The sequence below is a fragment of the Luteimonas sp. A501 genome (assembly GCF_054052085.1).
On sequence record NZ_JBSVRI010000015.1, the window covers coordinates 1 to 3,686 of the forward strand.

Consider the following 3,686-nt stretch of genomic DNA (forward strand, 5'->3'; position numbering starts at 1 on the left):
GAGTCGCGCCTGTCCAAAGCCGAGCTGCTGCAGGGCTGACTGCCGATGCCTGCACCGCGCGTGCGAGGTGCAAACGCTGCGGATAAGCGAGGCGCTACAGATTGCCTGGAACCCGGCAACAACAGCGCGGGAAACAAGGCCTAACGCCTGAATTAAGCCGCGCCGCGAAGCGGCGTCGGCTTGAATGAATTGTTAGGCCGCTATTCGGCGAGAATAAATATGGCGAAAAGGAGTAGCAGTAGGCATGGAAGAAGCACTAGTGCGACGCGGAACATGACCCTTGCAATATATTCTCCGTGCGCCTGTGAAGAGGTGTCACGAGGTTGTTCGACAGTCAGAATTCTTGCGATGACGCCACGTGGAGGCTCTATTGGAGAGCGAGAACTAAGTTGTGAAACTCGCAGCTTGATGTACTCAACCTTCACCTTGGCCTCATCGCCATTTGCCCTCACCAAAGCTCTAGCCACAAGGGCCCTATCTGCTCTGTTTGATTCGTACTCGTCAAGCGCTATCTCATAAAATTGATCAGTATTCATGGTGCTCCATTAGCGGCCTAACACCTGAATTAAGCCGAGCCGCGAAGCGGCTTCGGCTTGAATGAATTGTTAGACGTGTCACGGTGAGACTGCATTGACCAGTGCGTTTGTGACCAACTCATTGAGAAGTGGTTCAGACCTCGTTTTCATGTCCGACGACACCGCACCGCGTACTGTAAGAAGCCGCTGAGCGTAAGGGGACTCACTGCCTAGAGTCGCCAGCGAGCGCAATTCATCTTGTGATAGGTGGGCGGAGTAACTAGCCGCTAGGTTTTCGTTCCAGCGATTTTGATAGTTTGGGAGCAATGCGCGAATTTGTTTGGCGACCACCGCAGGTGCCTGACTCGCGCCATATTTTTCCGCGACCATGCCATATGTATGCGTCGATCGCGCGACCTGATTCGCCATCTGCTCAAGGTTTGCCCCCAAGTGCAGCTGCGTAACCAGGACCAGTGCAGGATCGCCAGCGATAGCCAATGTTGCGACAGGGGCGCCGGTTGCTCCTGTGGATGTTTCATTCTTTGCACAGCCGGCTACTGCGATGGCGATTAGAAGGACGAGTGCAGTAGATTTAATTTGCATGATTGCCTTGTAGTTTGCAGACACGTCTAACACCTAAGTTAAGCCGAGACGCGTAGTGGAGCAAAGTACATGGCAAGCTGTATCTGCCATGTACTTTGCGGAACGAAGCGGCTTCGGCTTGAACGACTTGTTAGGCCGCAGCTACCCGGCTCCTGCGCCAAGACTGCCGCAGCCCAACCCCTGAGCCAGAACACTACAACAACTTGCTGCAATCTGGCCGCAAACTTGGGTCTGATGGAGTAGAAGCACCGGGCCCTGCCGAAGCAGACTGATGCTGCCGCACCAACCTGCCAGATACCAATAGGTTCTTGGCTGGGACCACCAGACCGGACTCGAATGGGGTGAACAGCACCGTCATGATGATCATTGGGATGAGGCCAATTGTCTTGGCGGTTGGATCAATGGCGCGGCACGTTCGGTGCACCGCAGCCGCGTAGGCAATGACCGGAGGGACCGTTACCAGCGCCAGAAGAATTGAAGCCGCAATTACGGTCTTGGACGAATGGGCAATGGCTGTGACGATCATGGCGGCGAACCAGACGACATGGACAATGTAGCTTTGGAACAAGCGCCGTCTCTGCCTGATGAGCTTGGGGATCAGAGAGGAGTCCATTGCGGCCTAACACCTAAGTTAAGCCGCGCCGCAGCGGGGCGTGAAGCACATGGCAAGCTGTACCTGCCATGTGGTTTGCGACCCGATGCGGCGTCGGCTTGAACGCATTGTTAGGGCGCATCTGCCGGAGGCAACGGGTCCGTTTTCAGACGAACCCACGAGAGCGGAATAACCTGCCCCTCTGAGAACGCAAGCATGTGGTAAGTAACAGAAGCATCACTGCAGAAAGCGAAGGCCATGTTGTGAACGCAGGCAAGGGTCGTATCGACAAGATACGTGTCTTTAGTGAACTCTTTCACTTCAGCTGAAGTAGAGACTCTCAAGGCACAATCCCGGCCACAAGTTACGTCCTGCCAAGTTCCATCTGACCGGCGATCTTCAACGTGCCACTGCCCTTCAACCAAACTGAGCCTGGCTACCTTATTGGTAACGGTTCCTTTGTTGCTCACGAGAGCAAACACTCCCTGGTCTAGAGGATCCAAGGCGAGCACCGGCGAGGTTGCCAGAGACAGAACTATCAAGCTGAGAAAGCGTTTCATATGCGGCCTAACGCCAGAGTTAAGCCGAGACGCGTAGTGGAGCGAAGCACATGGCAAGCTCTACCTGCCATGTGGTTTGCGTAACGAAGCGGCTTCGGCTTGAACGACTTGTTAGGCCGCCGCACGCCGAGCTTGCGCCCGACCTTGCGACAGCCCAACCACTGAGCCGAACAGTACAACAAGTCTTGGCGCAGAGTCTGGGCTGGCACCTGGGACAACCGGAGCGAAGTAGGCCCGCTCGCGTGGCCAAGAAGTCTCACCGCGTCCTGTCCGAAGCCGACTCGTCAGGTCGAATCTTGCGGAGGGTCACGCCTCCCCGAAGCCGAGGTGCTTCTGGCCCGGCTGCCGATGCGCTCACCGCGCGTGCGAGGTGCAAATGCCGTGGATGAGCGAAATGCTGGAACCCGCGTGGACCTTGCCACCAACAGTGCGGGAGACAAGGCCTAACACCAGAGTTAAGCCGCGCCGCAGCGGGGCGTAAAGCACATGGCAAGCTGTATCTGCCATGTGGTTTGCGCCCCGATGTGGCGTCGGCTTGAACGACTCGTTAGGCCGCCGCACGCCAAGCTTGCGCCCGACCTTGTGACAGCCCAACCCCTGAGCCGAACAGTACAACATGTCTGGCCGAACGGCCTGAGGCTGGCACTTGCTGGGGCCGAAGCCAGAACCAGCGACTCGCGCGGGCAAGAACTCTCACAGCGCCCTGTCCGAAGCCGACTCGGCCGGTCGAATCTTGCGGAGAGTCGCGCCAGTCCGAAGCCGAGGCGCTGCAGGGCTGATTGCTGATGCCTGCACCGCGCGTGCGAGGTGCAAATGCTGCCGATAAGCGACGCGCTACAAATCGCCTGGAACCCAGCAACAACAGTGCGGGAAACAAGGCCTAACGCCAGAGTTAAGCCGAGACGCGTAGTGGAGCGAAACGCATGGCAAGCTTTACCTGCCATGTGTTTTGCGTAACGAAGCGGCTTCGGCTTGAACGATTTGTTAGGCCGCCGCACTCCGAGCTTGCGCCCGACCTTGCGACAGCCCAACCCCTGAGTCGAACACTACAACAAGTCTGGCCGAACGGCCTGAGGCTGGCACTTGCCGGTGCCGAAGCCAAAACCAGCGACTCGCGCGGCCAAGAACTCTCACAGCGCCCTGTCCGAAGCCGACTCGGCCGGTCGAATCTTGCAAAGAGTAGCGCCAGTCCGAAGCCGAGGCGCTGCAGGGCTGACTGCCGATGCCTGCACCGCGCGTGCGAGGTGCAAACGCTGCAGATAAGCGATGCGCTACAGATCGCCTGGAACCTGGCAACAACAGTGCGGGAAACAAGGCCTAACACCAGAGTTAAGCCGTGCCGCGAAGCGGCATCGGCTTGAACGACTCGTTAGGCCGCCGTTCCCTGGCACCTGCGCCCGACGTGCGGCAGCCCAA

The 3,686-nt window shown here is 57.8% G+C and carries 2 protein-coding genes; both read right to left on the reverse strand.

Features of this window, described 5'->3' with window-relative positions:
• Window positions 1-614: 614 nt before the first annotated feature.
• A complete protein-coding gene (locus tag ACW7G5_RS14580) occupies window positions 615-1,142 on the reverse strand; it encodes a hypothetical protein (protein ID WP_457005709.1) in 528 nt (175 codons plus the stop codon).
• A gap of 169 nt (window positions 1,143-1,311) precedes the next feature.
• Complete coding sequence (locus ACW7G5_RS14585; protein WP_457005710.1) at window positions 1,312-1,731, reverse strand: hypothetical protein; 420 nt, start codon at window positions 1,729-1,731, stop codon at window positions 1,312-1,314.
• Between the last annotated feature and the right edge of the window lie 1,955 nt (window positions 1,732-3,686).

What these genes read in the sequence shown, in the direction of transcription:
- ACW7G5_RS14585 (WP_457005710.1), bottom strand. Translation starts at nt 1,731, where the DNA reads ATGGACTCCTCTCTGATCCCCAAGCTCATCAGGCAGAGACGGCGCTTG.